Below are 23,981 nucleotides of genomic sequence, written 5' to 3'. Positions count from 1 at the left end.
AAATTCTTTTTTAAATTCTAAATAATTTATGTAAAATAACATTAATTTGATTAACAAAGAAAAGGAGAAATAGTATGAATAATTATGAATTATTTTACAATGAAGCTAAGAATATGTTTAAAGATAGGATATTTAATGACTATCTTAGATGTTTTGCTTATGGAATTGATGCGTCTTGTTATAAATATGTCCCTAAGATAGTAGTAATAGCAAGAAATGAGAGCGAAATACAAGAAATAATTAGACTAGCAAATAAATATAAAACTCCATTAAACTTTAGAGCAGCAGGAACTAGCTTAAGCGGTCAAAGCTCAACGGATAGTGTTTTAGTAGTAATTAAGTTTGCATTCAAAAAAATCGCTATAAATGATGATGCTAGCGAGATTAGTTTAGGTTGTGGTGTTGTTGGAATTAATGCTAATTTATCATTAGCTAAATTAAGTAAAAAAATTGGTCCAGACCCTGCTACGATTAATTCAGCTTTAATTGGTGGTATTGTTGCCAACAACTCAAGTGGTATGTGTTGTGGAACTAAGGATAATTCTTATAAAACTTTAAATAGTATTAGAGTGATATTAAATGATGGAACTATCCTAGATACTAAAGATAAAGCAAATGTGGAAGAATTTAAAAGAACTCACGCTAATTTAATTAATGAAATTAGAGCTATTAAAGAAGAGATTAAAAATGATAGCGAATTATATGAATTAATTAAACGCAAATTTAAAATCAAAAACACAACAGGCTATGCTATAAATTCTTTCATTGATTATGATGATGAAATAGATATTTTAGCTCATTTATTTGTAGGTAGCGAAGGGACTTTAGGTTTTGTTAGTGAAGCAAGACTTAAAACTATTGATGATTTACCTTATAAAGCCTGTGCTTTATTGTTTTTTAATGATATTAGTGACGCTGCAAATACTATTAGTGAATTTGCAAAATATGATTTTATAAATTCAGCTGAAATTATGGATTATGCTAGTTTAAAAGCTGCTAGTAGTTATGATGAATTAAAAGATTTATTAAGTGATATAAAAGACAATAATACCTGTGTATTAATTCAAACTGAAAGCGATAATGAAGAAGTTTTAAATGCAAATATAGTTAAAATTAAAGAGCTTTCAAGCAAAACTTTTAAATCATATTATTCTAAAGAAAAAAGCGAATATGATTTATGGTGGAAGATTAGAAAAGCGCTTTTACCAATAGCAGCTAGTAAAAGACCTGTTGGAGCTACTGTTATTACTGAAGATGTGTGTTTTGAGATAAAAGATTTAGCAAATGGTATTAGTGCTATTCAAGATTTATTTAAAGAATTTAATTTTGAAGGTATTATTTTTGGTCACGCATTAGCTGGAAATATTCACTTTATCATCACTCCTAATTTAAATGATAAAACCGAATTTGAAAATTTTGCAAAATTAGTAGAAAAAATGTCAAGTGTAGTAGCTAGTTTTGGTGGAAGTATCAAAGCAGAGCATGGCACAGGAAGAATGGTTGCACCTTTTGTTGAGATTGAGTGGGGTAAAAAAGCTTATGCTATAAACTGCAAGATAAAAGATATTCTTGATAAAGATAATATATTTAATCCTGATGTAATTATTACAAAAGATAAAGATATTTATAAGAAAAATATCAAAAACCAAAGCCCTGTTGATGAAGCTTTAAATTTATGTATGGAATGTGGATTTTGCGAGAGATTTTGTCCATCAAATGAAATCAGCCTAAGCCCTAGACAAAGAATTGCAGTGCTTAAAGAGATGAAGAGTTTAGAAGAATTAAACGACGAAGATAGCAAGAAAAAATTAAAAGATATGAAAAAGCTTTATAATTTTTATGTAGATACTACCTGTGCTGCTTGTGGGGTTTGTTCTATGGTATGTCCTTTAGGTATTAATTTTGCTGATTTTAGCTTAAAATATAGAAAAGCAAATCAAGGAGCTATTTCAAGAATTATCGGTAATTTTGCTTATAATCACCACGAAACTACTTTAGCTCTAGCAAAAACTTCTTTAAAAATTGCTAATAAATTTGATAATTACAAATTAAATAATTTACTAGCTACATTTAATTTACCACAAAGTAGAAATTACTTGCCTAGAGCAAATGATTATAAGTATTCAACAAATACTCAAGAAGAAAATGTTATATATTTTACAAGTTGTTTAAATAAAGCATTTAAGCCTAATGCAAAAATGAGTGATAAAAGAAGCATTCAAGAAGTATTTGAAAGTCTATGTAAAAAGGCAGGAATTGGAATAATCTACGCTCCAAATGATTTATGCTGTGGAAAGGCTTATGAGAATTATGAAAATATTCAAATTGCTAATGAAGCAAAATTAAATGAGTATTTATCTAATCAAAATTGCAGCGTTGTGATTGATCATTCTGCCTGTTCGGCTAAGGTAGTTAAAAATCATAAAGGTAAAGTTTATGATTTGAGTGAATATTTATACAAAGTAATTGCTCCAAGATTAAAAATCACAAAAGTAAATGAGCCAATAGGCTTATATATTATGTGTGCTGCTAGAAAAATGCATATAGAAGATAGCATAATGAGTTTAGCTAAATTATGTGCTGATGAAATAGTAATTGATAATGATACATACTGCTGTGGATTTGCTGGATATAAAGGCTTTTTAACTCCTAAGCTAAATATAAGTGCTACAAATAATTTTAAGAAATTTTACTCAAGCACTAATGTTAAAAGAGGTTTTAGTTCATCTAGCACTTGCGAAGTAGGACTTAGTGATGCTACTAATATGTCTTGGCAACATATTGCTTATTTATTAGACGAATGCAGTAATTAATCATTGAAAGAATTTGAAAATTAATTTTCAAATTCTTTAAGCTTGTGTTACTAAAAGTAATACAAGCTTTAATATTTTTATTTTTTTCTATCTTTTTATCAATATATCTAGTATCCTAAAAACATAAGTTAATAAAGGAGTAAAATGAAAACTTATGTTTCTAAATTAGTATTAAAAGATACTATAGGTATTGGTGTTTTAGTTGTTAAAGAAGAGCTCTTTAGTAGAGTAGAATTATTTTTAGAAAAAGATTATCAAAAGAGCATAAAAGAATTAGCAAATATTTATGGTTTTAGTGAAGACGCAATTGATTTAAGAGATAAGATTATTTTTCCATCGGCTATTGATTCTCAAGTGCATTCTCGTTCTCAAGCAAATAATGAAGATTTTGAACTAGCAAGCAAACAAGCAAGTGCAGGTGGTGTTAGTGTAATGGTAGAAATGCCTTATGATGCAGGATTACTTATATCAAACGCAAATAATTTTAATAAAAAATTAAAAGATGGCTTAGAAAATTCTTATGTTGATTTTGCTCTTTATGCGACCATAAATCCAGAAGATGGTATAAAAAATATTGAAGAATTAATAAAATTAGGTGCTTGTGGCTTTAAATTATCTTTATTCGGAACAGACCCTGTTAGATTTCCTAGAATACCACCATATTTAATGTATGAAGTTATGCTTGAATGTGCAAAATATGATGTAATGGTAGGAGTGCATAATGAAGACCATGAAAGTGTTATTTATCTAACTGAAAAAATAAAACAAGAAAGAACAGACTATAAAGCACATAATTTATCTCGCCCTGAGTGGGTTGAAAATATAGCTGTAAATACTATATATGAATTAGGAGCTAGTGCAAGAGCAAAAGCTCATGTTGTTCATGCTTCTAATAAAAGAGCTTTAGAAATTGCTAATAATTATAAAAAAGATGGCTACAAAGCTAGTGTTGAATGCTGTTTGCATTATTTAATTTGCTCTGAAGAAGATGAGGTTAGAAGATTAAATGGTATTGCTAAAATCAATCCACCAATAAGAGATTTAGCCAACAAAGAAGCTATATGGGAATGTTTAAAAAATGGCTTAGTTGATGTAGTTTCAACAGACCATGTAAGATGGAGTAAAGATAGAAAAAGTAATGAGAATATATTTTTAAATTCTAGTGGAGCTGCAGGTCTTGAAGTGTTATTACCTTTATTTTTAAGTGAATGTAAAAAAAGAAATGTAGATTTAAGTTTAGCTTCTAAATTACTATCAACTAATCCAGCGAAATTGTTTAAATTGCCAAATAAAGGAGAATTAAAAGCTGGAAATGATGCTGATTTTGTTATTTTAAGCGAAGATACTTATAAGTATTATGCAAAAGATGGTTTTAGTAATCTTGATTATAGTTTGTATGAAGGCTATGAAATGCTTTATAAAATAAATGAACACTATGTTAGGGGTAATAAAGTATTTGATGGTAAAAATGTATATAAATTTAATGCAAAATTTATAAATCCTAACGAGAATTGATATGAAAATACTTGCAGATGATATTAAATTTCATATAAATAATTTAGCAAAAATTACAGAAACAAATCGTCCTTTTACTAGATTGGTATTTACTAATACTTATGAAGAAGGTAGAAAATATATTAAAAATCATTTTTTAAATTTAGGACTTAATGTTATATATGATGATTTTGCCAATATGTTAGCTATTAAAAAAGGCAAAAGTAATGAATGTATTATAGTAGGTTCTCATAGCGATACCGTTGCTAGTGGTGGTAGATTTGATGGAGTTTTAGGTGTTGTATCTGCTATGGTAATTGCTACAGCTTTAAAAGATATACAATTAGATAAAACTTTAATTTTTTGTGATTATTTAGGAGAAGAGCCTAATTATTTTGGTTTATCTTGCGTAGGTTCTAGGGGAATGTCTGGTAATTTGAGTAAAGAACAACTTGATATTAAAGTTAATGATACTAAATTATCAGATATGATAATCAAATCAGGTGGTAATAAATCATTTAGAACTTTTAATGAATTAGGAATAGGTAAGCTTATTGAAAGTTATGAATTGCATATTGAACAAGGAAATATGTTAGAGAGTTTAAATACTAAGATTGGTATTGTAAATAAAATTGTAGGTATTTCAAGATTTAATGTGGAATTTAAAGGTTTAAGCAATCATGCAGGAACAACAGCTATGCATTTAAGAAAAGATGCTTTATTAAATTCTTCAAAATTTATCGTATGGTTAAATGATAAAGCTATTGAGTATTCTAAACAAGCTTATACGGTGGCAACCGTTGGGGCGTGTAGTGTAATGCCTAATGCTGCTAATGTTATTTCTAATAGTGTAAAAATAAGTATAGATTTAAGAAGTGAAGATGATTTAATAAGAATAAATTTTATTAAAGAGATTGAAGAAAAGCTAAAAGATTTAGACGCTAATTATAAATTAGTATCAGATTCTAATGCTACTCCTGCTGATGATTTAATTATTAAGAATTTAAAACAAACAGCAGATGAGCTACAAGTAAGTAATATTATTATGCCAAGTGGGGCAGGGCATGATAGTGCTTTTATAGCTAAGATAGCTTCTATGGGTATGATTTTTATACCTAGCAAAAATGGTTTATCTCATCATCCTGATGAAGAAAGCTCATTTGAAGATGCAGCTATTGGCACTCAAATTATTTTAAATAACATATTAAGGAGTGGTTATGAAAAATAGAACAAGAACCGTTATAGCAGCTTCTATGGGTAATGCTTTAGAATGGTATGATTTTTCTTTATTCGCATTTTTTGCAGTATATATTAGTGCTAATTTTTTTCCAAAAGAAGCAGACCCAATTACTAATATGATTAATACTTTTTTATTATTTGGGGTTGGTTTTATAGCAAGACCTATTGGTGCTATACTATGTGGCTATATAGGTGATAAATATGGTAGGAAAAAGTCTTTATTGCTAACTATTTCAACAATGGCTATAGGAATAATTATTATAGTATTAACTCCAAAATTTCAAGATATAGGATATTTAGCTCCTATTATGCTTTTAGTAGCAAGATTATTTCAAGGATTTAGTGCAGGTGGAGAAATCGGTGGGGCAACTAGTTATTTATTAGAAAATGCTGATAAAAAGCAAAGATTATTATATGCTTCATTTTTGCAATCAACCATTGGAATTGCTAATATATTATCTGCATTAGCTGGAGTTATTATTACTACTATATTTACTACTCAAGATATTTATGATGGTGCTTGGAAATATGCTTTTGCTTTCGGGCTTTTGATTATTCCTATTGGCGTATATATTCGTAATAAATCTAATGAAAGTGCAGTTTTTATTGAGCAACAAAAAGAGAACAAAAACAAAGCACCTTTAAAAGATTTATTAAAAGATTATAAAGGTAGAATTTTTACAGGTATGCTCTTTAGCACATTATGGACTGCTGGAGTTTATAGTTTAATTATTTTTATGCCTACTTTTTATCATAAATTCTTAGGCTATGATATGCAATTAGGCTATACTGCTAGTTTTTTAGGAAATATATTTTTGACATTAGGGTGTTTTTTTGCAGTGTTTATAGCACATAAAATTGGTCTTATAAAATCTCTTATGATTTCTATTGGACTTTTATCTTTTATTCCATTTTTGGCTTTATATGTTTTATTAGGTAGTAGCAATGCTTTTTTATTATTTGCTATTCATATAATTTTATGTTTATTAATTAGCTTTTTTGTTGGATTAGCACCTGCTATTATGAGTTTATTATTTCCTGCTCATGTAAGAAGTAGTGGTTTGAGTATTTCTTATAATTTAGTTGCAATATTTTTTGCAGGATTTACTCCGGCAATTATTACATATTTAGCAAAATTTAGCTTATTTGCTCCTGCTGCTTGGACTTTATTGTCTTGTATTTTAGCTTTTTGGGGAGTTGTAAGAATGAAAAAATTAGGTCTTGATAATTGGCAAGAGTTTTAATTAAAAAGAATTTGAAAATTAATTTTCAAATTCTTTAATTGTTTTAGACTTGTCTTATTACATCAATTACACTGCCATCACGATATTCAACGACGGCTACTATTCTTTTATTTGATTTTTCATATTCACAAACTCCGCAAATATCATTTGCAATACTAGCTAAGTCTTTTATATCAAGTATTTTTAGCCTTGAGTTTTTTAAGGTTTTTGCCAAAGTTTTATCATTTAGTGCAATTCCGTATTCGCAAACAAGTGCATTAATGCTTTCTCCTGGAGTTGTAATTGAGTTTATTTTTTCTTTAACGATAGCTTTTCTAGTCCTAATTAAATTAGTAGTAATTATTGCTAGTTTTGCTCCTGCAGCAGCGTCGCTATGCCCACCACTTCCGCCCATAATATATCCATTTGAACTAGTCATTACATTGGTATTAAAATTAGTATCAACTTCAGTTGCTCCTAAAACAACGCAATCAAGTCTATTTACTATAGGAGAGCTTGTGTGAATGTTTGCATACAAACTTGAGCTAACTTCGTAATGATTAGGATTAGTTTGCAATGATTTTAAAGCTTCTAAATCAAAACCTTGAACATCAAAAATATTATTAAAATACCCTTCATTATATAAACTAACTAAATATGCAGTTATTCCGCCCATAATAAATGAGCCTTTGATATTTTTTTCTTTCATAATTTCTTTTACATAATGAGCACTTGCAAGGCTTATCCCACCAGCTCCTGTTTGAAATGAAAAACCATCTTTTAAAAGCCCACTTTCATCTATTAAATTAGCTGTTGTTTTAGCAATTTTTAGCTGAATTGGGTCTTTTGTAATATCAGTTGTGCCTGATTTAATACCATTTGGATCACCTATCTCATCAACCATTAAAACATAATCAATCTTATCTTGAGTAATACTAGGATTGCTTAATGGATAAGGATAGATAGTATCGCTTACTGCAACGCTAACTTTAGCAAAGTCTGCATCAGGCATAGCATAACCGATTGAGCCAAAGGCATTTTTACCCATAGTGCCGTTTATATTCCCTGCGTTATCAGTTGCACTTGCTGCAATAAATGCTACATCAATTTCTAAATCCCCTGCATAAATTGCTCTAGCACGACCGCCGTGGGTTCTAAAAATAGCTACTTTTTTAAATTCTCCACGAGAAATAGCATTTGCGACTTTTCCTGTGCAATAGTTTGTATCTATTTGAGTTATTATTCCTTTTTTTGCATATTCTACTAAAAAATCATGAGTTGGAAAAATTGCACTAATTGCTAGTTTTAAATCATTTATGCCTAGCTCTTCACAAGCTTGTAAGATAATTCCTACTACTTTATCCCCATTTCTTAGATGATGATGAAATGATATTGTATCTCCACTTTTTAAGCCTGTTTTTTTGATTAATTCTTTTACATTTGTATAGACTTTATTATCAGTTGGGTTTGATAGTTTTATATGCTTTTTAAGTGATTTTTCTTTAGGTTTTAAGCTAAATGCTCCGTTAAAAGCAATTACTTCTCCATAATCTTTAATATAATCAATATTCATAGAATTTCCTTTAAAATCTTTTTAGCACGACTAACAATAGGTGCATCAATCATTTTGCCATTTAGTGAAATTACTCCACTTTTTTTAAGTTCGGCTTCTTTTATAGCGTTTAGGACTTGATTAGCCCAGATTATTTCTTTTTCGCTAGGTTTAAAGCAATTATGAATAATATCAATATGCCTTGGGCTAATTACTAATTTGCCATCAAATCCTAGATTTTTAATATAAGTTGTATCGGCTATTAATCCATTTTCATCATTTATATTTGTATATGGAGTATCTATTGCATCTATTTTTGCAGCCTTACATACATTTAATAAATAATTTCTAGCAAAATCAATCTCAACTCCACTCTCGCTTCTTCTTGCATTAATTTCGCTCGTATAATCTTCTGCACCAAAGCAAATAGCACTAACGCCATTTAAAAATGCTAATTCTTTAGCATTCAATAAGCCAAGTGGAGTTTCTATTAAAAGTAAAATTTCAATTTTTGGATTTAAATTCTTAGTGTATTTGATAAGTTCTTTAATCTCTTCTACATTTTCAGCTTTTGGGATTAATATGCTATTAATTTTAGTTTTTGATAGTGCTAAAATATCGTTTTTTGCATTCTCTAAATTAATTCTAACTATTTTTTCACATTCATAATTTAGCCTAGTTAAGGCATTGCAAACTAGATTTAAGGCACTATCTTTTTGCATAGGACTTACTGCATCTTCTAAGTCAAATATAATAGCATCAGCTCCAAATAATCCTGCGTTTTGAATATTTCCTGCATTATTTCCTGGTATAAATAGCAATGTTCTTCTCATTTTTCTAACCTTTCTAATGCTGTTTTTAGCCTTGCTAAGATACAAAAATCTAAAGCACCTTTATCATTTATCTCTATTAAGACATTTGTATTTTTGTGTTCTTTACAATAATTTTGAATTAAGTTCTTAATATGTTTTGCATAAGGATTTTCTTCTTCGTTTATAAATACGATTTGAAATTCCTTATGTTTTTGAATATTAATTAAACAATCATTTGATTCAATAGTTCCAACGCTAATCATCTTAAACTCCAAATTGTGCAAATAAAAATGTAGCAGCTATAACCGTGCAAGCTCCGCCAATTCTAGTTGAAATCTGTGCAAATGGCATAAGCTCCATTCTATTACAAGAGCCTAGAATTGCAACATCTCCTGTGCCACCAAGTCCTGAATGACAAACCATAACGCAAGAGCATTCAATCTCAAACATATTTAAAAACTTTGCACAAAAATACCCAGTAAGTGCCATAGTAGTAACTACGCTAAAGCAAATTATTATAAAAGCAATATTAATTGCAGCAATTACATCTTTCCAAGGTGTCCAAATAACTCCAACACCTACTAAAAGAGCCCAAGTTAGGTTTTTGCTTACAAATTGATATATGAAATTAGCTCCGTATTCTAGGCTTTTTGGCATTATGTTTAAAACTTTTGTAATAGCAGCCATAATAATCATAATAATTGGAGCAGGAATTGAAATTATCATATTTAATAATTTTCCTATTAAAAAATAGCATACCGCAACGAGCAAACCAGCACCCATTAATTTAATATCAAAAGGCAAGGTATCGTTATTTAAAGAATTGATATTTTCTTCTTTAGTTTTTACTAAAAGCCCGTTTCCACTTAAATGTGGCTTTTTTAGAGCTAGATTTTTTAAATATCCTGCATAAGCAATTGCAAATAAGTTTCCAAGCATTGCAGCAGGTGCTAGAAGTGCTATTATATTTGATGAATTGGCATTGCCTAAAATTTCTGAATAAGCAACACTTAGTGGGATAATTCCCTCTCCAACTCCGCCACTTAAGATAGGAATTGCTATATAAAATACAGCGTGAGCTCCGCCAATACTAGTAATTGAACCTATTAAATATGCCACTATAATAGCTAAAAAAGTTCCTATAAATAAAGGTATAAACATTTTTAAAAACCCTGCAATTAAAATTGCTCGTTTCATACTTAATATACTTCCAACTACTAAAACGCTTATATAAAGATATAAGAAATTAGATTGCTTAATGAAAAATGTTATAGCATCTATTGAGTTTTGATTTAATAAACCATAATAAACCATACAAGATGGAACAAAAATGCTTAATATAGCTGGTCCGCCAATATCTTTTAAAATAGGCACTTTCATACCAATTTCGCCAAGCAGTATTCCTAAAATCATAGTAATAGCAAGTCCGCCTACCATATCTTTAGGAAGTTTTCCAAAATAGCAAGTGAAAAATACAATAAGTGCAAATACACAAAATGCGTATAAATTTACACCACCTATTTGTCTTTCTTTCATAAAAACTCCTTTAAAAATAATTTGAGTTTTCATTTTAAGAAGAATTAAGATTTTGTAAATTTAAGTAATTTAAAAAAGCTTTTAAATAATTAAAATAAGTAAATTAGTTTAATTTATAATATATTTGTGGTCTTCCTTTGGCTTTATATTCTAGTTTTGAAGTAATGTAATTAATTTGTTCTAAATAAGTTAGATATTTTCTAAGAGATATTTTAGAAATATTTGTTAGTTTTTCTAATTCATTGACATTAAACCAAGTATTAAATTCTTTTATTTTATCTTTTATAAGAGCTAAAGAATTTTTATCAATTCCTTTTGGTAATTCATCAATTTGTTTATAAAGAGCTTTATCAATATTTTCTTGATTGATTTTGCTATTTAATAGATTTCTTCTTAACTTATATTGATTTAGTGAGCTTTCAAGCCTATTTTGTTTAAATGGTTTTAGAATATAATCAATTACTCCTAGATTTAAGCTTTTTTGTAAGCTTAAGCTATCATTTCTAGCAGAAATTACAATAATATCAATCTTACTAAACTCACTTTTAATTCTTCTAATAAGCTCAATTCCATCAGTATTTGGCAAGGTTAAATCAAGCAATATTAAATCTATTTCATTACTTAGCAAATAATTTATAGCATCATCTACTTTAGTAAAACAAGCTAGTAATTTAAACTCACTTACTGATAAAAGAATGTTTTTATTAATATCTTGCACCATCAAATCATCTTCAACTATTATTGTCTTAATCATTATTAATCCTTAAAATTACACTAAAAGAGCTTCCATTTTTTAATTTACTAACACTTATTGTTCCATCATAATTAGCAACAATTTTAGCACATAAATAAAGTCCATATCCTCTAAATTCACCCTTAGTAGAATAGCCTTTAGTAAATAAGTTTTCTTTATTTTGAATGCCGCAGCCATTGTCTTTGCATTGAATTTTTAGGTAGTTTTTATTATTTTTTATAAATATTTCTATATTTTTATTTTCTGTATTGCTTAATGCGTCTATTGAATTATTTATTAAATTTGAAAGAATGCTAATAATATCATTTTGTAAATTACTATCATTTAAATTATCTAAAAATGATTTTTTATTAAGATTTATATTGATTTTCAATTCTTTTGCAAAGGCGAATTTGCTTTCGCAAAAAGCTAGGATTACTTTATCATTGATATTGCATAATAATTTATTTAAATTCTCTTTATTTTTTAAAATCAATTCATCACAATAATTTTTTGCTTCATTTATATTATTATTTTCTAATAAGGCATTTATTATGTGAAGTTTGTTTGAGAATTCGTGATGATTTGCTCTTAGGGCTTCGGCGTATTTTTTGACATCTATTAGCTCATTTGCTAATTTTTTAACTTCTTTTATATCTTTAAAAGACGCTACAACTCCTGCTATATTATTATCTATAAAGTATGGAATTCTATTTGTTAAAATTGTGATTTCGTTTAATATTTGCTCTTGATTTAATTCAGCTATTTTTGTATTTAATACTTTTTGCATATTTGAATGTGGGATAATATTGGCATTTTTTCCTATTAAATCATTATCTACTAAGGCTAGTTTAAAAATATCTTTAGCTTTATCATTTATTAAAGTAATGGTGTTTTTATCATCTACTGCAATTATCCCATCATTTAAAGATTGCAAGATAGCGTTTTGTCTTGCAACTAAACTAGCTATTTGTTTTGGTTCATAACCTAATAATATGTTTTTTATATTTTTATTTAGTATTTTTGCTAGTATTAAAATGATTATTATAAAAATAATTATCAAAACAAAATTATATTTATTTTCTTCTAAAATTATTTGATTTAGATAATCTACGAATACTCCAACTATTACAGCACCTATAATTTGATTATCTTTATAAATTGGGCTAAAGCTTCTAATTGAGCGTTTTAAAGAACCTTTTGCTATTGAGATATAATGTCCTTGTCCGTTTAAAACTTGTTTAGCGTCCCCACCTTCTACTAAAGTGCCTATTAAATCTTTATTAGGGTGGGTTAGTCGCTTTTGGTTTTTATCTATTATTACTATGAAATCAAGATTTAATTCTTTACTTAATTTGTTTATATCTTCATTTAAATTAGGATTATTTATATCAATATTTTTTGCTAGAGTTTTTGATATTGCTTCTATTTTATGAGTAATTTCGTTTTCAATTAATTTTTTGCTTTGTATAAAAATAAAAACAGAAGTAATGCTTAAAACTATAAAAGAAATTAAAAAAAATGTTAAAGTAATTTTTGTAAATAATCTCATTTAAAATTCCTAATAGTTTTTTGGATACATTATATTAAAATCATTTAAGGAATTTGAAATTATGCAAAAAGATTTGCTTCAGCTAGTTTTAGAACAAAAAGAAAAGAGATTTAATGCAAGACTTGAATACGAAAATATTTATAAAACTCCTGTAATTTGCTTTAGTCTAAATCTTCCTTATATGTATAAAATAGCTAATATTAGTGAAGTTAAAGAATTGTTTTTATTCGGAATTAACGAAGCGCTTAGTTTAGGAAATATCATAAATTATAGTGTTAATTTAGATGAATTATTTTGCTTATTTGCGATTGATGATGAAGCTTTAAATATAAAAAAACTTACTATATCTTTAGAAAATAAATATAATTTTTCAAGATTATTTGATTTTGATGTGTATTTTAATAACGAGACAATTAAGTTAAGAAATGCAGGTAGGAAGTGCTTTTTATGTGATGAATTAGCCATAGTTTGTCAAAGAAATAACACTCATACAAAATCTAGCATATATAAAAAACTTGATGAATTATTTGATGATTTTTATGTGCATATTTGCATAAATAAAAGTATTAAAAATAATTTTAGCAAAGCTGCTTTAAAGGCATTATTGTATGAAGTTAGCTTATCTCCTAAAATCGGCTTGGTTGATAGATTTAGTTCAAATTCTCATAATGATATGAACTTTTATACTTTTTTAGATAGCGTAAGTGAATTAAGAGAATATTTTGATAGCTTTTATACTTTAGCAAAATTATCAAAAAGAAATGATTTTATTAGGCTTAAAAAAATAGGTCAAATAGCAGAAAAATCTATGTTTAATGCCACAAATAATATAAATACTCATAAAGGTGCTTTATTTTTGTTTGCGATTATGATTTTTGCTTGTAGCAAAAGTGAAGATGAATTATCGCTTGAAAATATCTCAAAAATTACAAAAGATCTATGCGTAAATCTATGTCAAAATGAGTTAAACAACAATCTTAATTCAATCGGTGGGATTTGCTTTCAAAGATTTGGGATTAAGGGGATAAGAGATGAGGTTGAGAAAGGATTTATAAATACTTTTAAGGCTTTTAAATTCTATCAAGCTTTTGAGATTAAAAATGATATAAGTTTGTTAAAGACTTTATTTTATATCGTATATTTAATAGATGATACGAGTTTAATAAAAAGATTAAATTATAATTATGATAATTATTTACAAGTAAAAAATACTTGCTTAAAACTTAGTAAATATGATGATAGTAAAATAATAAAAATTATTAATAAATTAAACAATTTATACTCAAGTAAAAACATTAGTTTTGGTGGAAGTGCTGATGTTTTATCATTAATAATATTTTTAAATTTTATAAAAATAAAATAATTTTTTAATAATTACTTAAAAATTATATAAGATTAAAATTTTTTATAAAAAAAAGTAAAAAATCTATGGAAATATTAAGTTTAATTAATTAAAGTAATACCTTTAATTTATTTTTAAACTTAAGGAACAATGATGAAAAAAACATTAATCACATCTATTATTGCGGCTAGTTGCTTGCACGCAGCTGAATATAATATATTCATAGCCAGCTTTAAAAAAGACGATTATGCTACATTAAACAAAATAAAATCAAATATTGAAAAAGTTGTTAATAGTAGCAAATACGCTAATGAATTGGTGGTAAAAGCAAGAGCTAGTGACCCACAAAGTGCAAATAATAGCACATATCACACCGTAGTTGTTGAAACTGCTGATATGTCTAAATCAAAAGTAACAGAGATTAGAAACTATCTTCGCTCAAATTCTATCTATAAAGACGCTTATTTTACGACTAGAAAACCAAATGAACCTAAATTTGCTAAGGTTGATAGCGAAGTAGATACTAATTTAAACAATGACGAATTAACTAGCGAACCAGCTGTTGTAGATAATAATTCATCTGTTTCAAGTATGTTAGATAGTTTAGATGAAAAAAATGATAATGGTTTAAATATTCCTGCATTTAACAATGTTGAAGACACTAATTCAATTACTTTAAATAAAATGATTGCTAGTGTTCTTGATACAAACCCAAGTGTAAATACTTATAAACAAGAATATTTAAAATCTTTAAAAGACTTAGATATAGCAAGTGCTGAATATTATCCAATGTTAAATGTATATGCAAATGGTGGATATGTTAATAAAAAGCATAAAGTTAATGTAAATCCTGAACAAAAAGGAACAGGCACAACTCACGATGCTTCAATAGTTTTAACAGAAAACTTATTTAATGGTGGAAAAGATATGAATGGCAAGGCTCAACAAAGCCACATTACAAATTCTACAGCTTATAAAGTAATTCAAAATTCAAATGAAATCGTATATGATAGCACTAAAGCATATTTAGATATGATAAAAACTAAACTATTACTTGAAATAGCACAAAAAAATGTAAAAGCTCACGAAGATATTTATGCTCTAATCAAAGATAGAACAAGTTCAGGTTTTGCAAGAGCTAGTGAAGAAAGACAAGCAGGAAGCCGTTTAGCACTTGCTAAAAATAACTTATTATCAGCAGAAAACGATTTTAAAGATGCTGAATCAAGATTTACAAGATTATTTGGTAAAAATGTAGATATTAATTCTCTTGTAATGCCAGAATTTACTTATGCAATTCCTAGTTCAGTTGAAGGCTTAAATGAAATTAGTAAAAAATGTAATCCAAGTGTGAGAATTCAAGCTGAAAATATCAATGTGCTTGAATATGAAACAAAGGTTAAAAAAGGAAATTATTTACCTAAATTAGACTTAGAATTAAGTGCAAACTATGCAAAAGATAAAATCTTTAGAGATTTACAAGCAGATACTAAAGATACTTCAGCAGGTGCTTATTTAAGATTTTCATACAACCTATTTAATAAAGGTCAAGATAAGCTAAATGTTGAAAAAAGTAAAATCGGAGCATTAGCAAGTCAAATGGATTATAATGCTACTTTAAGAGAATTAGAAGAAAGCAATTCATACGCATTTAATTCATATAAAATTAGTAATGATAAATTAAATTATTTAAATGATTATGTTGAATATGCTAAATCTACACTTTTAACTTATGAAGATGAATTTAAAATTGGTAAAAGAGATTTAATCAATGTATTAGATGCTCAAAGCGAATATTTTTCAGCTGCTAAAGAATTAATTAATACAAAGAGCAATATTTTATTAACCCAATACAAAATGCTTGATAATATGGGTGTAATTTCTGAAGGTTTTGTTAATGGTTATGCAAAACAATACATTAATAAAGCTTGCTCAATCTCTGATATTAAGTAATTGATGTATAGTAGAATTTTTAAAAGAGTGATTTTATTCACTCTTTTTATCGGTATTAGTTTATCTAGTTCTTCATTCATTAAACCACAAACTTATGTTAGAATGGAGAAGACTTACGGACAAGTTAGTGTTAAAAGACTTGAAAAACTAGATAAGTTAATGCAAGATATACAAAATACAAATGATGCAAATAAATTAGTAAAAGTTAATGAATTTTTTAATGACCCAAGTATTATAAAATGGCAAGATGATATGATAACTTGGGGTAAGACTGATTATTGGGCTAATAGATTTGAATCGCTTGGAAAGGGTTTTGGAGATTGCGAAGATTTCGTAATCGCAAAATATCTTACTTTACTTGATTTAGGAGTTAGTGAAGAAAAATTATTTTTTACATACGTATATGCTAATTTAAATGGCAAATGGATTTCTCATATGGTTTTAGCATATTATGAAAAACCTAACGATATTCCTTTTATTTTAGATAGTAATACAAATTCAATTAAAAGAGCAAATAAAAGAGTTGATTTAAAGCCTGTGTTATCGTTTAATGCTAAAGACTTATTTTTAGCACAACAAGCATCAAGCGGTAAATTATCGGCAAAATCTTCAAAATATACAAAAGATTGGTCTAGTTATTTAGAGAATTTAAAAAAGGGTGATTTATGACTTTATTTAAGCAAATTTTATTAGGTGCTATAGTTTTTATATTAATTATAATAGCTATTGTTGGTGTTAAAAACTATCAAACTACAAATGATTTTATAAACGAGCAATTAAGTGCAAATGCAAAGCATACAGCAACTTCGCTAGGATTATCAATTGCTACTTTAGATAATGTTGATAAAGATAGTGTTGAGCTTATGATTAATGCTATTTTTGATAGTGGATATTATCAAGAAATTAAATTCACTGACGCAAATGATGAGATAGTTTATGATAAAAGTAAAGAAAAAGTATTTTATGGAGTTAGTGATTTATTTGTAAAACTTGTAAATATTAGCACTCCTGTTGAGAGTTTTGAGATTAGACAATGGAATAAAATAGGCACTATTTATGTGCAAATTAGCCCTGCATTTGCTTACGAGCAACTTTATACAACCCTTAAAGAATTGTTTATTAATTTAGTGATTATTTTTATAGTTTCTATGATTTTAATTTATTTTTCACTAAAAGCGATTTTAGCACCACTAAATAAGGTTAGAAAACAAGCAGAAGCTATACTTGAACACGAGTTTATAATACAAAATAAACTACCATTTACCCAAGAAGTTAGAAAAATGGTAATGGCAATGAACTCAATGGTAGGTAAGGTTAAAGATATATTTGATAAAGAGAGTGAAACGCTAGATAAATATAATGATTTGCTTTATAAAGATGAAAGAACTAAGCTATTTAATAGAAGATATTTTATAAATAAATTTGAATCAATTAAAAGTAGGGAAGAATATTCAAATGGATATTGCTTTTTATTAAGCATTAAAGAAACTTATAATCTAAAAAAGATTTTAGGTTTTAATAAATCTATGGAATTTTTAGGAAGATTATCAGATATTTTAAGAGATAATGATAAGGTTTTTGATAGCGAATGTGTGTTTTCAATTAATGAAAATGATTTTGCTGTTTTAGGTGAGAATTCTTTAGGTTTTGAAGAAAACTGCGTAAATTATCTAAATAAAATAAAAGATTTATTTAAAGAATTTGGACTTGATGATAGTGAGTTTTTAATAAGCAGTTCTTTAAGTTCTTATGAAGGAAAAAAGCTAAATGAAATTCTTGCTGAATTAGACTTATTGTTAATTAAAAATAAGACTAATTATTCTTTAAACAAATCAAATAATTCTGATAATATTATCTTAGGTAAAGAGCAATTTAGAACATTTATTTATAACGCTATGAATAATAATGATTTTTGTTTTGCTAGCCAAGAAGTTTTAGGTATTGATAATAATGTATATCATAAAGAATTGTATTTGAGATTAAAATATAAAAATGAATTAAAAAATGCTTCTTATTTTATGCCTATTGTAAATGAGCTTAATTTATCAAAAGAATTAGATATTTATGTATTAAGCAAAGCTTTAAGTGAAGAATTTAAATCAGGAATTTCTGTAAATATTTCAAATGATTTAATAAAAGCAGAAAATTATCAAAAATTAGAAAAAATATTCAAAACTAGAAAAAATGAAAAAGTTTATTTAGAACTTGCTATGAGTAAGGAATTAAATATTAGAAATCTTATTGAGTTTTCAAGATTTGCTAAGACTTATGATATAGCTTTAGGGCTTGATCATTTTACTTTAAACAAAGAAAACTTAAGTATTTTAAATGAATTGAATATTTCTTATATTAAAGTTCAGGCAAGAACATTGCTTGATTTATTAGAAGATGTTAATGCTAGCGGGGCTAAAAATGCTTTAGAAATTATCTTAAATTCAAAAGGAATAAAAATAATTGCAATAGGTATAGAAGATGAAGAAACTTACAACAAAATAAAAGAATTAAATATTAATTTAGTTCAAGGAAATTACACAAGTAAAGTTAAGGAAGAAATATGATAAATACAAAAACAGATGAATTGCTAGATTGTCTAGTTATTCTTACTAAGCTTTATAACAATCCTTATAGTGCCGAAGCACTTACGGCTGGGTTGCCTTATGATAAAAATTTAGGCGGTATAGAGCTATTTTCAAAAAATAATAAAAAATCTCTTTTTAGTAGAGCTGCAAAAAGAGCTGGTTTTGCTAGCACATTAGTGAAAAAAGATTTAAAAGATATTCCTAATTTAGTATTGCCTTGTATTTTAATGCTAAAAGACCAAAAAGCATGTATTTTACAAAGTTTTCAAGATAATGATAAATTAAGTATTATTTTTCCAGGATTTGATGGTGCAGCTACATTGGTTAGCAAAGCAGAAATTGAAGAAGAATATTTAGGCTATGCTTTTTATTTAAAAAGAGAATTTGTTATTAAAAATGAAATAAATAATCTTAAAAATAACCCTAATGAGCATTGGTTTTGGGATACGCTTAAAAAATCAAAATCAATTTATGTAGATGTTTTACTAGCTTCATTTATTATAAACTTATTTGTTTTAGCAGGTCCGCTTTTTACAATGAATGTTTATGATAGGGTTGTGCCTAATAATGCAATTGAGACTTTATGGGTTTTAGCTTTAGGAGTATTTGTTGTTTATACAATTGATATGATTATTAAATTAGTTAGAGCTTATTTTTTAGAAACAGCTTCAAAAAAGAGCGATATTATTATGAGCTCATTAATTTATGAAAGAGTGTTGGATATTAAATTAAGTTCTAGACCTGCTAGTGTTGGTTCTTTTGCGCAAAATCTAAAAGAATTTGATACGCTTAAAAGTTTTTTTGCAAATGCTAGTATTGCTGCTATTGTGGATTTGCCATTTTGTATAATATTTTTAGCAACAATTTATTTTCTAGCAGGGCATTTAGTAGTAGTTCCTGTTGTTGTTATGATACTTATTTTAATTTATACATTTAGTATTAGAAAACCTTTACAAACTTCAATAGAAAGCACATATCAAGCAAGTGCATTTAAAAATGGTGTTTTAATTGAGAGTTTAAATACACTTGAGACAATTAAGACTTTAGGTGCAGCATCTTCTTCTCAATGGATATACGAAGAAGCAACAGGAGAAATTGCTAATAAAAGTATAAAAAATAAATTATTATCTAGTTCTATTCCTATGGTTACAGGGTTTTTAGTTCAATTTAACACTATTGCTATTGTTGTATTAGGTGTTTATATGATTAAGGATATGGAGCTTAGTATGGGTGGTCTTGTTGCTAGTGTGATTTTAAGTTCTCGTGCAATATCTCCTATGGGTCAGGTAGCTTCTCTTATATCAAATTACGAGCAGACTAAAACAGCTTATAAGAGCCTTAATGATATTATGAATATGCCAGTAGAGCGTGAAAATGGCAAAAAATTCGTAAGAAGAAATAGTTTCTTAGGTGGTATTGAGTTTAAAAATGTTTCATTTGCTTATCCAGAAGCGAAAAAAGAATCTTTAAGTGATGTTAGCTTTAAGATTAATGCTGGAGAAAAAGTTGCAATTATTGGTAAAAATGGTAGTGGAAAAACAACTATAGAAAAATTAATTATGGGACTTTATGAGCCAAGTAAAGGCAGTATTCATGTAGATGGTATTGATATTGAGCAAATTGACCCCGTGGATTTAAGAGAGCATATTGGCTATGTTTCTCAAGATATTATGCTATTTAAAGGCACTTTAAGAGAAAATATAGTTTATAAAGCACCTTATGCAAGTGATGAAGAAATTATAAAAGCTGCAAATATTTCTTGCGTTAGTGAATTTGTAAATTCTCACCCACTTGGATTTGATATGCCTGTTTATGAGCGTGGAGAAGGTATAAGTGGGGGTCAAAGACAAGCTATTGTAATATCAAGAGCGTTTATAACAAATACACCTATTATGCTATTAGATGAGCCAACAAATCAAATAGATACTCAAACAGAAGCAAAAGTTATAAATAATTTAAAAGAAGCTTGCAAAGATAAAACATTAATAGTAATTACTCATAAACAATCACTTCTTAGTCTAGTTGATAGAATAATTGTAATTGATAATGCTAAGGTAGTTTTAGATGGAAGTAAAGAAGAAGTTTTAGCAAAGTTAGGAGCTAGTAAATGAAAAACTATACAAAAGATGATTTAGATTTTATGAATAGCTTATCACAAGCTGTATTATCAAAAAGCTCTCAAAAAACAAAAACTATGCTTTATATAATTATTACTTGTGTAATTGGTTTGATTGCTTGGATGAGTGTAGCAGAGATTGATGAGATTACAAGGGGGCAGGGCAAGGTAGTGCCTAGTGGTCAAAATCAAGTAGTTCAAAACCTAGAAGGTGGTATAGTTCAAGAATTATTAGTAAGAGAAGGCGATGTTGTAAAAAAAGGTCAAGTATTACTTAAGATTGATAATAAAAGTTTTGAGAGTTCTTTAGGCGAGAGTGAAGTAAAAATTAGTGAGCTTTTGGCTAAAAAAATTAGACTTTTTGCTCAAGCAAATAGTAAAGAATTTGATATTAGTATTTTAAGCGAAGATGAAGTAAATAAAATTTTCCCACAGACTTTAAAAAACGAACAAAGTTTATATGAGAGTAATATAGAGCAATTAAAAGAAAAAATTTCTCAAAAAGAAAGCGAAATAAAGGAACTAAAATCAAAAATCAACCATCTAAGCACGAGTTATAATTTAGTATCTAAACAAAATGATTTGACTTATAGTCTTTATAAAAAAGGTAGTGTAAGTGAAGTTGAATATTTACAAATTAGCAGACAATTAAATGATATTAGGGGAGAATTATCTCAAGCAAGATTATCGCTGCCTAAATTAGAAGCTACATTAAATGAAATAAGATTAGGTTTTATTAATGATTCTAAAAAAGAACTAAACGAAACAAATGCTGAAATTGCTAGAATTAATAAAAGCCAAATAGGTCTTGATGATAGGGTTGATAGAACCTTAGTAAAAAGCCCTGTAAATGGTATAGTTTCAAAGCTTAATGTTCATACGGTTTCAGGAGTAATCAAGCCAGGTGAAAATATAGCTGAAATAGTTCCACTTGATGATAGATTGATTGCTGAAGTTAAGGTTAAACCTGCTGATGTGGCATTTTTAAGAGAAGGTTTAAGAGCTATTATTAAGGTAAGTGCTTATGATTTTAGTATTTATGGCGGACTTGAAGGACAAGTTATGCAAATTAGTGCCGATACAGAAACCAATGATAAAGGAGAGAGTTTTTATTTAGTAAAAATCGTAACAGAAAAAAATCATCTAGGAACAGATGAGCACCCACTAAATATTAAGGTGGGTATGATAGTAAATGCTGATATTGTTACTGGTAAAAAGACTATATTAGATTATTTATTAAAACCAATATTTAAAACCAAACAAAATGCTTTAAGGGAAAGATAATGCAAATAATTATAAATGTAGAAGATAAAGAGCTAAGAACTTATTTAGAAGAAATATTGAATGATTTTAATGTATATTCAACAAATTATTTAGATGTAATAATAGCTAAATACAAAGATGCTAATGTTATAATTTGCGATAATATTGATAGTATAAAAGAATTATCAAAATATAATTTTAAATGCCTAGCTATATCAAAAAATCCAAATTTTATAGAATCTCAAGCGTTTTTAAATGGCAATGCTAAAGGGTATGCAAACGCAAGAATGCAAAAAATTCACTTTATAGATGCAATTAATTGTATTAGTAATGGTGGTATATGGTTATTGCCTGATATTATTAATAATATGATAAGCCTTATTAATCAAAGCTATAAACAAGATAATAATGATTTATATGAATTATTAACTGATAGAGAAAAAGTAGTTGCAAATTATATAAAAGATGGATTAAACAACGCACAAATTGCTAATATTTTGCAGCTTAGTGAAAGAACTATAAAGGCTATAACTTCAACTATTTATCAAAAAGTAGGGGTTAAGAATAGAATTCAATTCGTAATGGCTTTAAAAAATATTGATAAATAAATATAAAGTCCTATTTTAAATTCTTGTTTAAAATAGGATTAAAATTGTATTCTTTTAGTTAATATTTTTAATTAATAATTATTATTACTTAAGTTTTATTTAACTTTGTTTATTTATACTACGCCTTTTTAAATTATTACAAAAAAGGATTTAAATGAAACTATCACAAAAAATTTCCATATATCTTACCGCAGTTTTAATAATTGCATCAGTAATTTTAACTTCATACGAATTAAATAGAGTTAAAACTATTATTAATTCAAATTACAATGAATTAAATAGAAATGATATAACTTTAAAGAATTTGTATATAAATTCTTATATAGATGTAAAATTAAATAATATTAAAAAAATTGCTAAAAAATTTGAAGAAGCAAAAGATGTAAGCCCAAATTTTATTAAGCAAATAATAGAAGATGATAATAAGATTTTAGATTTTAAAGGTTTATTTGTAGGTTTAACAAATGGCGATGTTTATAAGGCTGAATCTGATTTAACTTTTAGATTAATCCCTAATTTTGATGGTAGAACTAGAGCTTGGTATAAAGAAGCTTTAGAATTAAAACAAGCAAATTTATCTTCAGTATATCAAGATGTTTCAAGTAAAAAATCAGCTACAACTATTTTTGCACCTGTAGTAATTGATAATAAAATAGTAGCTGTTGTTGGTGGTAATATTTTAATTGATGATTTTAGCGATGAGATTACTAGAGCAAATTCTTTAAAAAATTCTAGCACTATAATTTTAGATAAAAATGATGAGATTATTTCAAGTTCTAATAAAGATGACTTAGGTAATCCTGAATGGAAAAAAGAATTTGTAAGTAAATTACAAAATTATTATAAAAATGATAATAGTGGTAATTTTATATTTAATAAAAATGATAAAGAATATATAGCTTATTGTTTAGAAGATAAATTAACAGGATATGATGTTTGCTCAATTATGCCAAAGGCAAATATTGATGATACTATTCACAATAGTATGATGAATTCGATTTATGAGTTTATAATATTTATTATTGTAGTTATAGGAATTTTATACTATTTAATCAAAAAATCTTTAAATCCTATGATTGCTATGCAAAATGGTTTAACTGAATTTTTTGAATTTTTAAATTATGAAAAAAATGATGCTAACAAAATCGCAATCACTTCTAAAGACG

Annotated in this window: 18 protein-coding genes; 12 read left to right on the top strand and 6 right to left on the bottom strand. The window is 27.0% G+C overall.

Going from position 1 to position 23,981, the window contains the following annotated elements:
• Nucleotides 1-74 precede the first annotated feature (74 nt).
• The 4 genes from AVBRAN12642_RS01005 to AVBRAN12642_RS00990 all read left to right on the top strand — a co-directional run bounded on the left by AVBRAN12642_RS01005 (nucleotide 75) and on the right by AVBRAN12642_RS00990 (nucleotide 6,790).
• A complete protein-coding gene (locus AVBRAN12642_RS01005; RefSeq protein ID WP_239803600.1) occupies nucleotides 75-2,813 on the top strand; it encodes an FAD-binding and (Fe-S)-binding domain-containing protein in 2,739 nt (912 codons plus the stop codon).
• 144 nt (nucleotides 2,814-2,957) lie between these two features.
• Complete coding sequence (locus tag AVBRAN12642_RS01000) at nucleotides 2,958-4,328, top strand: dihydroorotase (RefSeq protein WP_214120167.1); 1,371 nt, start codon at nucleotides 2,958-2,960, stop codon at nucleotides 4,326-4,328.
• Between the two features lies 1 nt (nucleotide 4,329).
• Nucleotides 4,330-5,535 carry a hydantoinase/carbamoylase family amidase gene (locus AVBRAN12642_RS00995; protein ID WP_336607031.1) on the top strand — a complete coding sequence of 402 codons (1,206 nt, stop codon included), beginning with the start codon at nucleotides 4,330-4,332 and terminating at the stop codon, nucleotides 5,533-5,535.
• Nucleotides 5,525-6,790, top strand: coding sequence for an MFS transporter (locus AVBRAN12642_RS00990; protein WP_214120169.1), 1,266 nt, complete (start codon nucleotides 5,525-5,527; stop codon nucleotides 6,788-6,790). The genes AVBRAN12642_RS00995 and AVBRAN12642_RS00990 overlap by 11 nt, the downstream gene beginning before the upstream one ends.
• 43 nt (nucleotides 6,791-6,833) lie before the next feature.
• Here AVBRAN12642_RS00990 and citF read toward each other — a convergent pair whose 3' ends face one another.
• From citF to AVBRAN12642_RS00960, 6 genes are all read right to left on the bottom strand, one after another.
• On the bottom strand, nucleotides 6,834-8,342 hold the full coding sequence (gene citF, locus AVBRAN12642_RS00985) for a citrate lyase subunit alpha (protein WP_336607030.1): 1,509 nt from the start codon (nucleotides 8,340-8,342) through the stop codon (nucleotides 6,834-6,836).
• Entirely contained in the window at nucleotides 8,339-9,154 is an 816-nt protein-coding gene (locus AVBRAN12642_RS00980) for an HpcH/HpaI aldolase/citrate lyase family protein (RefSeq protein WP_336607029.1), read from the bottom strand. Before AVBRAN12642_RS00980 ends, citF begins: the two co-directional genes overlap by 4 nt.
• Nucleotides 9,151-9,396: a hypothetical protein gene (locus tag AVBRAN12642_RS00975; RefSeq protein ID WP_214118452.1), complete on the bottom strand. Its 246-nt coding sequence runs from the start codon at nucleotides 9,394-9,396 to the stop codon at nucleotides 9,151-9,153. The genes AVBRAN12642_RS00980 and AVBRAN12642_RS00975 overlap by 4 nt, the downstream gene beginning before the upstream one ends.
• Nucleotide 9,397: 1 nt before the next feature.
• Nucleotides 9,398-10,669: a 2-hydroxycarboxylate transporter family protein gene (locus tag AVBRAN12642_RS00970; protein WP_336607028.1), complete on the bottom strand. Its 1,272-nt coding sequence runs from the start codon at nucleotides 10,667-10,669 to the stop codon at nucleotides 9,398-9,400.
• 103 nt (nucleotides 10,670-10,772) lie between these two features.
• Nucleotides 10,773-11,423, bottom strand: a complete 651-nt coding sequence (locus AVBRAN12642_RS00965; RefSeq protein ID WP_214118448.1) for a response regulator — start codon at nucleotides 11,421-11,423, stop codon at nucleotides 10,773-10,775.
• Nucleotides 11,416-12,954: a sensor histidine kinase gene (locus AVBRAN12642_RS00960; RefSeq protein WP_336607027.1), complete on the bottom strand. Its 1,539-nt coding sequence runs from the start codon at nucleotides 12,952-12,954 to the stop codon at nucleotides 11,416-11,418. The genes AVBRAN12642_RS00965 and AVBRAN12642_RS00960 overlap by 8 nt, the downstream gene beginning before the upstream one ends.
• A gap of 61 nt (nucleotides 12,955-13,015) precedes the next feature.
• On the opposite strand from AVBRAN12642_RS00960, the gene AVBRAN12642_RS00955 reads away from it, so the two are divergent.
• The 8 genes from AVBRAN12642_RS00955 to AVBRAN12642_RS00920 all read left to right on the top strand — a co-directional run.
• Nucleotides 13,016-14,317, top strand: coding sequence for a triphosphoribosyl-dephospho-CoA synthase (locus AVBRAN12642_RS00955; protein ID WP_336607026.1), 1,302 nt, complete (start codon nucleotides 13,016-13,018; stop codon nucleotides 14,315-14,317).
• Between the two features lie 132 nt (nucleotides 14,318-14,449).
• Complete coding sequence (locus AVBRAN12642_RS00950; protein ID WP_336607831.1) at nucleotides 14,450-16,249, top strand: TolC family protein; 1,800 nt, start codon at nucleotides 14,450-14,452, stop codon at nucleotides 16,247-16,249.
• A 3-nt stretch (nucleotides 16,250-16,252) separates the two neighbouring features.
• A complete protein-coding gene (locus AVBRAN12642_RS00945) occupies nucleotides 16,253-16,918 on the top strand; it encodes a transglutaminase-like cysteine peptidase (RefSeq protein WP_214120625.1) in 666 nt (221 codons plus the stop codon).
• Nucleotides 16,915-18,807, top strand: coding sequence for a bifunctional diguanylate cyclase/phosphodiesterase (locus tag AVBRAN12642_RS00940; RefSeq protein ID WP_336607830.1), 1,893 nt, complete (start codon nucleotides 16,915-16,917; stop codon nucleotides 18,805-18,807). The genes AVBRAN12642_RS00945 and AVBRAN12642_RS00940 overlap by 4 nt, the downstream gene beginning before the upstream one ends.
• Nucleotides 18,804-20,939: a type I secretion system permease/ATPase gene (locus AVBRAN12642_RS00935; protein ID WP_336607829.1), complete on the top strand. Its 2,136-nt coding sequence runs from the start codon at nucleotides 18,804-18,806 to the stop codon at nucleotides 20,937-20,939. Before AVBRAN12642_RS00940 ends, AVBRAN12642_RS00935 begins: the two co-directional genes overlap by 4 nt.
• Entirely contained in the window at nucleotides 20,936-22,228 is a 1,293-nt protein-coding gene (locus AVBRAN12642_RS00930) for an HlyD family type I secretion periplasmic adaptor subunit (RefSeq protein WP_214118428.1), read from the top strand. Before AVBRAN12642_RS00935 ends, AVBRAN12642_RS00930 begins: the two co-directional genes overlap by 4 nt.
• Nucleotides 22,228-22,815 carry a response regulator transcription factor gene (locus AVBRAN12642_RS00925; protein ID WP_336607022.1) on the top strand — a complete coding sequence of 196 codons (588 nt, stop codon included), beginning with the start codon at nucleotides 22,228-22,230 and terminating at the stop codon, nucleotides 22,813-22,815. The genes AVBRAN12642_RS00930 and AVBRAN12642_RS00925 overlap by 1 nt, the downstream gene beginning before the upstream one ends.
• Before the next feature lie 154 nt (nucleotides 22,816-22,969).
• Nucleotides 22,970-23,981: cache domain-containing protein (locus AVBRAN12642_RS00920; protein ID WP_336607828.1), on the top strand; the 1,012-nt coding region annotated here is incomplete at its 3' end.

Origin of the sequence: Campylobacter sp. RM12642 (assembly GCF_020137635.1) — a bacterium.
Classification (GTDB): Bacteria; Campylobacterota; Campylobacteria; order Campylobacterales; family Campylobacteraceae; genus Campylobacter_E.
This window is presented reverse-complemented; position numbering and strand designations above follow the sequence as displayed.